Source organism: Mycobacterium sp. (assembly GCF_050701675.1).
Lineage (GTDB): Bacteria > Actinomycetota > Actinomycetes > Mycobacteriales > Mycobacteriaceae > Mycobacterium.
Map to the genome: position 1 here is coordinate 1 of NZ_JBOGDD010000136.1, position 7,406 is coordinate 7,406.

At 66.4% G+C, this 7,406-nt stretch carries 7 protein-coding genes; all 7 read right to left on the minus strand.

The genetic code is table 11. The annotated features are described in order from the left end of the window. Positions 1 to 1,302, minus strand: a 1,302-nt coding sequence (locus ACRDUX_RS04040; RefSeq protein WP_526411262.1) for a MinD/ParA family ATP-binding protein, incomplete at its 3' end; no start/stop codon positions are given. Between the two features lie 107 nt (positions 1,303 to 1,409). Then, the gene (locus ACRDUX_RS04045) at positions 1,410 to 1,694 is read right to left on the minus strand and encodes a WXG100 family type VII secretion target (protein ID WP_526379219.1); all 285 of its coding nucleotides are present in this window, start codon (positions 1,692 to 1,694) and stop codon (positions 1,410 to 1,412) included. 25 nt (positions 1,695 to 1,719) lie between these two features. After that, complete coding sequence (locus ACRDUX_RS04050) at positions 1,720 to 2,031, minus strand: WXG100 family type VII secretion target (RefSeq protein WP_526411264.1); 312 nt, start codon at positions 2,029 to 2,031, stop codon at positions 1,720 to 1,722. Between the two features lie 90 nt (positions 2,032 to 2,121). After that, on the minus strand, positions 2,122 to 3,465 hold the full coding sequence (locus ACRDUX_RS04055) for a PPE family protein (RefSeq protein WP_526411266.1): 1,344 nt from the start codon (positions 3,463 to 3,465) through the stop codon (positions 2,122 to 2,124). A 41-nt stretch (positions 3,466 to 3,506) separates the two neighbouring features. Continuing rightward, a complete protein-coding gene (locus ACRDUX_RS04060) occupies positions 3,507 to 3,803 on the minus strand; it encodes a PE domain-containing protein (RefSeq protein WP_526411268.1) in 297 nt (98 codons plus the stop codon). Between the two features lie 147 nt (positions 3,804 to 3,950). Next, the gene (gene eccCb / locus ACRDUX_RS04065) at positions 3,951 to 5,729 is read right to left on the minus strand and encodes a type VII secretion protein EccCb (RefSeq protein ID WP_526411269.1); all 1,779 of its coding nucleotides are present in this window, start codon (positions 5,727 to 5,729) and stop codon (positions 3,951 to 3,953) included. A gap of 34 nt (positions 5,730 to 5,763) precedes the next feature. After that, on the minus strand, positions 5,764 to 7,406 hold a 1,643-nt coding region (gene eccCa, locus ACRDUX_RS04070), incomplete at its 5' end, for a type VII secretion protein EccCa (protein ID WP_526411271.1).

A 7,406-nucleotide genomic window follows, 5' to 3' on the forward strand; every position in this document is an offset into this window, starting at 1 on the left:
GTGCTTGTCCCACGGCAGGACGATGACGCGTCCCGCCGGAACGTGGCGTTCGAACTGCTGCACCAGATCGGCGACGTCGATGTTCGGCTTGCCCGGTACGACGTGGTTGATCACCACGCACGAGCGGCCGAGCAGGTCCTGATATCCGTTCTGCCGCAACCAGTCCATCGTGACGGCCGCCTGGCGGGCACCGTCGATCGAGGCGCTCGCAACGATCACCAGACCTGACACCGTGGACAGCACGCCGCGAGAGGCGGGCTGGAACAAGCCGGCGCCGCAGTCGGCGAGCACGAGGTTGTAGTACCGCGACACGATGCCGACGGCGCCCTTCCAGTCCTCGTCGTTGAATTCGCGACGGGCACCGCTGTACTCCTCGGAGGACAGCACCTCCAGGTTGGAGCCGTTCATGCTGGTGTACGCGCGGATGTCGTTGTAGCGCGCCAATTCCTTGTCCGACAACAGGTCTGCGACGGTCGCCGCTGACTGACGGCCCGCCCGATCGGCGAGGTTGCCCCCGTCGGGATCGGCATCGACGGCCAGGATGCGGTCGCCACGGACCTTGCTCAGCGAAGAACCCAGCGCCACGGTGACGGCCGTCTTGCCCACGCCGCCCTTGAGTCCGAAGACCCCGATCTGATACGAGTCGCGGGCGTTCCGGCGGATCCGGGCGTGCAGGTCCATCTCGTAGAGCTCGTCGGGCGACAGCCCGAGGTTGATCCGCGTGAGGAGGTAGATGATGTGGCGCCAACCGCGTTGCGACGGCATCTTGACCGCTGACCGCACACCGACGTGCGACAGGGCGTCGATGGCGCGGTGGTTGCCCATCGTCGCCGCCGAGGTGGGCACCGGCTGCGAGGGTGCCTGCTGCGCCGCTGCCCAGGCGGCCCTGTTCTCGGCCTGCGCCTCGGCGCCGTACTGCGACGGCGACGGCACCGGCGTGGACGCCGAACGCGCTTGTGCCGAGGTCGCCGCTGGCCGCTGCTCGTAGCGGGCACCGGCGGGTGAAGCGGCCTGCGGCGCACGCATGAGGCCGTTCTGCATCCGCTGCTGACCCACCCGGGTCGCAGGCATCTGCGTGGTCACCTCGGTCGCTCGAGGTGGCGGCGCTGTCGTCGGGGCAGGCGCTTGCGCGGCTTGCGTCGGCGGCGTGACGGGCAGTGGATCGGACGGCGCGTCCGCGCGCTTCGGGGTGCTCGGCGCGGGTGCCGCGGATGCCACCGAGTCGCGATCGACGGTCGCTGTCTCCTCTTCGGGCTGCGAAGCCTCCGAAGAGTGGAAGAGCCGGTCATAGTCGGCCGACATGGGAACCTCTCAAAATGCTTTAGATCATGCTTTAGATCACGTGTGAAACACGTGCTGAGGTGGGCGGCGCGATCAGTGGCTGTCCGCCCACCTCCGTGCTCCGTTGATTACAGAAACGAACTGGTGACGCCGGCTTCGGTCTGGCCCATGTTCTGACCAGCCTCGCCAATGGTGTGGCCGAGATTCTGCAGAGCCGCGTTCAATTCCATCGACGCGGAATCCCACTTGCGCTGCACCTCCTGGTAGGCCTGCGAGCCCGAGCCGCCCCAGACGTCGGCCAGTGCGGCGAGCGAGGCCTTGCCCTCGTCGAGCAGACCGTTGGTTGCACCGACGTACGCCTGGATTTCTCCAGCGCCGCCTTCGATTCCTGCGAAGTTGTAAACCAGTGACATGTGAATTCTCCTTGTGGTCGGTCGGTTAGGCCAGGCTGGAGCCCATGGCGGACTGCAGTGCAGAGGCCTGGTCTTCGTCGGTCGAGGTGTACTGGACGCCGGAGGTGTGGATGTTGTTCGAGATGTCGGACAGCTGCATGAGCTGCTGATTTCCAGCCTCGGTGAATCGCTGGATCGCCGACTGAGCGGCAACACCGGCGCCGCCCTGCATGTGACTTGCGAGGGCTCCGGCCGTCGCCTCTACCTGGCCGATGACGGCCTTCAGTTCACCGGAGATGCGATCGAAGTTGGCTGCCTCTTTGGCGAGGACAGCCGCGTCGGTATTCATCTGAGCCATGTGCTGTTGATCCTTCCGCTTTCTCGTGTCCTCGCCAAGGGAATGACGAGTCTTCCAGCCCCCCTGGGCCGGGAAGTTCTTGTGTGACGACTACCAGTCATCGTCTTCGTCTTCGTTCAGATCGGTGGGCAGCAGCGAGGGCGTCTTGATCGCCGACCTGCTCCCGCTGCCCTTGCCGTTCTGACCGTGCCCGGCTCCCATCGGGGTACCGCCGCCACTGCCTACCGGCGCGGCACCGGCGCCTCCGGCTCCGGCAGCGGCTCCTCCTGGTGCCACCGCCGCCGGCGCCGTGGACGCCTCGGGTGCGTTGCCGACGAGGCTGGACATCAGCGGGGTGCGCGCTGAGGACCCGCCCATGCCCGGCAACGACGCCGCCCGGACCAGCCCCGCGCCCGATCCGGCGCCCATACCACCGGCAAGCGGGTGGTTCGACGTCGGACTGGCCCCCATCAGGCCGACCTGCGCGCCGTCATGGGATCCGAAACTGCTGCCCATCTGGCTGAAGATCTGCGTCACCTGCTGCAGGGGCTGACTGATCTGCTGCATCGGCTGCATCACCATCTGACCGACCTGCTGGGGCACCTGCGCGACCATCGAGCCGACCTGCGTCATCATCTGCGTCGCCATCTGGGTACCCTGCTGCGGCTTGTCTTGCTGCTGGTTCGCCTGCTGCCCCGCGTTCTGCGCCTGTTGCGCGGCACCCTCGGCGCGCTGGGCGGCCATGTTGGCCTCACTGCCGATGTTGCCCGCCCGCAGAGCCACGGACTGCATCGTGGCCTGCCCAGTCACGTGCGCGAACGCGGTCTCGCGCAACATCGCGCCGCCCATCATCGCGGCGCCCTGGCCCATGGCCATGGCGGCCGAACTCTCACCGACTCCGGGCATGACCATGGGCTTGGCCGGCATGATCGGCTCGAACACCGTGTTCATGGTGGTCTCCGCCTGATAGCCCTCCATGGCGCCCGCAGCTTGGTCCCACATCCGAACGAAGTAGTCCACTTCGTTCATCCCGATCGGCATGGTGTTGACCCCGAGGAAGTTGGTGGCCTCGAGCGTCGCGTGGGTGACGTGGTTCATCTCGATCTCCGGCAACGGCGGCGTGGTGACCATCGCCGCCGTGTAGGCACTCGCCTGAGCAATCGCCTGCATCGCCCGCTTCTGCGCCTGAAGCGCCGTCATGCGAAACCACGCCACCATCGGAGTGGTCGCATCCACGGCCTGCTGGCTGGCCGCGCCCTGCCACGAGCTCTGGAGCGACACCAAGCTTGCCGCGAGTTCCTCGGCCTGGGTCTCCAGCGAGATCGCAAGGGTCTCCCAGCCGGCTGCGGCCTGGAACATCGGCGCTTCGCCTGCTCCGGCCATCAACCGCGCCGTGTTCACCTCTGGTGGCAATGCTCCGTAGAACATCGCCAACATTGCGGGCACTGCAGACATGGTTTGCTGGACTCAAATCTTCCGAGGTTGATTCGCCGTTGTTACAACAGGGTGGCGGCGTTCGTGGTGTCGACCGCGTCGTACGCGCCAGCCGCCTCCACGTATCCCAGGCCCGTCCGCGACAGCTCCTGCTGGGCCATCGCGTTGAGCGCATTGGTCTCGAGGGCCTCGGTAGCGAAGGCCATCGCTGCCTGCACCGACACCTCGTCAATCCCGGCAGGCACCAAGGCGCTGGCCTCGGTGGTCGCCGCCATGCCGGTTGCCAGCCCGCGAATACCGTTTGCGGATACCTGGGTACCGACTCCGATGGCGCCTTCGTTGTGCTCCAAGGGTTGCATTTGCCCTTACTCCTGTCTTACTTCGATAACACTGCGTAATGGGTCGGTGACCCAGCCGGAGCGGTAGCTTGCTCCCCCATGGAATCGTACCCTCGATCCCTTTGCTGGCGGATTGCCAGCTGCGTTGCTGAACGTCTGTGGGAAATGTTACCGGGCCTCCAGGGGTGGTGCGAACACTTCTTCTTCGGGTGGATCGACGTAGGCCGCCTGGACGACCTCCTTGCCGTCCGGCGATACCAGAAGTGCCTGGCCAGGAGGCCGCCGCTTGAGTTTGAATTCGCTGGTCGGGAACTCCATCTTCTCGCCGGAGAGGAAGAGGGTTGGTGATCCGGCACCGAACACAGCGCCGACGAACCTGTCCATCGTGGCTCGGTGCGCCTGGCTCATCTGGCAGGTGACCACGATGTGGAGGCCGATGTCGGCGGCCGCGGGCAGCAAAGGACTGAGCGGCGTCATCGGAGGATTCAAACCGCTCGCGGCGACGATCATGTGCCAGTCATCGACCAGAAGGACTACGTCGGGTCCGGTCCACCACGACCGGGTTCGAAGCTGTGAAGTGGTCAGGTCCGCCGGTGGCAGCCGATTCTTGAGGATCCCGGCAAGCGCCTTGATCGATTCTTCGAGCGACGTGTGGTTCCGGTTGACGGCGCCCGCCGCAAGCAGGTGGCTCTGGGGTACGGCGTCCAGAAGGCCCGACCGGTAGTCGGCCAGCATGAAGCGCACCTGCTTCGGGGAGTTGCGCGCACAGATCGCCGAGGCGACGGCATGGGCGATGGTGGTCTTGCCCGACTTCGGCGCTCCGAAGATGATCAGGTGCGGCGACGTGTGCATCGGGCTGTAGGCCACCGACAGGTCCGACTCGCGAACGCCGAACGGAACGGTCCACCGGGTGCGGTAGTCCGCCTCCGGTCCCGGCGAGGTGGGTTCGAGGTCGCGCAGGTAGATGCGGTCGGGCAGCACGCGCACCAAGGGCGCCTGATCCGTGTGCAGGGAGGCGATGTGCTCGACGGCCGCGGAGATCGCCGGAACGATCTCGAGAGCGCTGTGCACTCCATCCAGCCGCGGCACGCCCATCATCAGGTGGTGCTTCTCCATCGAGATGCCGCGCCCAGGTCGATTGGCCGGGATCTCGCGAGTGATGCGGTCGATCTGCGTCTCGTTGACGTCGCCGAGTCGGAGTTCGACCTTGGTGCCCAGGTAGTCACGGATGCGCGACTTCAGTTCGGTCCAGCGCGGCGTCGAGATGATCGTGTGCACGCCGTAGGCCAGGCCCTGGCCGGCAAGGTCCTGGACGATGGGCTCTAGGTCGGGGAACTCTGTGACGAAGGCGGGCCAGCCGTCGATCACCAGGAAGACGTCACCGAACGGGTCCGCGGCGGCCGGGCTGCCCGGGTCCTCGCGCATCTGGCGATACGTCGCGATGGAGCCGACGCGATACTGCTTGAACGTCGCCTCCCGTTGGCGCAGAACGGCTTTCATCTCCGCGACCACGCGGTTGACGCGATCGGGCTCGGAGCGGGTCGCGACACCGCCGACGTGTGGGAGATCCTCGAGGTACATGAGCCCGCCGCCGCCCATGTCGACGCAGTAGAACTGGATCTGTCGCGGTGTGTGGGTGGCAGCGGCCGACAACAACAGCGTCTGCAGAAACATCGACTTGCCGGTCTGCGGCGCGCCACCGATGGCGATGTTTCCGCCGGCCGCCGACACGTCGATGCCCCACACCTCTTGGCGATGCCGACGCGGTTCGTCCATGATGCCGAGGCCGAAGCGCAGCGGCTCCCGCCGGTCGCGTGCGATCAACTCGTTGACGGGCGTCGGATCGGTCAACGGCGGCAACCACATTCGGTACGCGCGCGACTCGCCGGTACCCAGCTGACCGAGGACGACCTCGCGCAACACCCGCTGCTCGGGCTCGATACTCATTTCTCGACTCCCCCTCGCTCCGGTCCTCGCTCGTTCATACCGTCATCGCCTCTGCCACCGGTGACGCCGTGAACGGACGGATCCGCAGTGGACTCTGCGCGGCGTGTTTCGGCGTGGAATCCCCCAGATCCGAGTCGAGCGCAGGAGGAACGTAGTTCGTTCCGGTGTAGACGCTGTGGAACTTCACCGGGTCCTCCATGCCGACCCGAAGGAAGCCGACACCACTCTCCTTGTTCGTAATGTATTGCGCCTCAGGCGTTCCGATCACTGCCTTGGATTCCGCCGAGCTCGTCGTACGCAGTGCGATGCGGTACGTCAGGTTCGGCTCCAACTTGTCGATTCGCACGCCACCGGTGTTCAACGACTGCGTCGCGAGCAGCAGGTGTACGCGCAACGACCGACCGACGCGGCAGATCCGGTCGAACAGCGCGATGAAGTCCGGATGGTTCTGCAGCAGCTCCGCGAACTCGTCGACGACGACGAACAGCGTCGGCAGCGGCGGAAGGTCGGCGCCACGCTCGCGGTGCTTCTCGTACTCCGCGACACCGGACAGCGCACCCGTCGCCCCGACCTGGATGCCCGCCTGGCGCAGGATCGACTGCCGCCGGTCCAGCTCACCGGAGAGGACCTCGCCCATACGACTGACGAGCTCGGCCTCCTCCTCCATGTTGGTCACCACCGCCGCGGTGTGCGGCAGCTTCTCCATGCCGAGAAACGTCGAACCACCCTTGAAGTCGGTCAGCAACAGGTTGACCTGATCGGGATGGTGCGTGGCGGCGAGCGAAAGAATCAGCGTGCGAAGAAATTCCGACTTGCCGGAACCCGTGGTGCCGATGAGCATCCCGTGCGGTCCCGCGCCGAACTCCGCGCCCTCCTTGATGTCGAGGTACTGGATATCGCCGGTCTTCAGCTCGTGGCCGAAGGGGATCCGCAGCCGGTCGCGGTCGAGATCGGTGTACATCCGCCACCGGTTCGGGGTCACCTCCTCGACGGTCTGGGCGCCGACCAGCTGGTGCCACTCCGTCGAGACCTTCTTCTGCACCCTGGTGCTCTTGTCGATGATCGTCCCGGTGATCGACCAGCCCGCGAGCTTGCGGGCAATGCGGCCGGCCTGGGTGGGCGTCATCCGGTCGGTGGTGCTGGTCACCAACCGGAAGTTCAGGTTGGGCAGCCGATCGTCCGCCGTGCCGTCCGCGTCGACCCTGACCCGATAGGAAGACCGGTGGTTGCCGAGCGTGATCACGGTGACGCCGGCGCGGCCGTCGACGGGGAAGCCCGCCCTTCCGCCCGTCAGGTCGACGACGACGATGTAGGGCCCGCTCGGGGCGGAGTCGGCGGTGTGCGGCCCGCGGGCGGTCAGATCCGCCAGCCCGTCGGTGCGGGTGAACACCAACCGGGTCGCGCCCGCGGCATCGGTGTCGGTCTGGTGCTGGACGTGCGGCAGCCACTTCAGCCACGCCCAGTCCGGATCCTCCGGGTTGTCCGTCAGCACCCGGATCTGCAGCAGGTCCGGCGGATGGAACACCGCCAGGTGGCAGATCATCGCGGCCAGCAGACCTGCCGCACCGGCCGCGTCGCCGCCGAGCGCGATCGTCGGAAACGTGCGCAGCTGAACGAGTTTCGGGCAGTCGTGAATGAGACCGTGGGTGCGCAGGAACTTGGTCAGCCACATGTGGC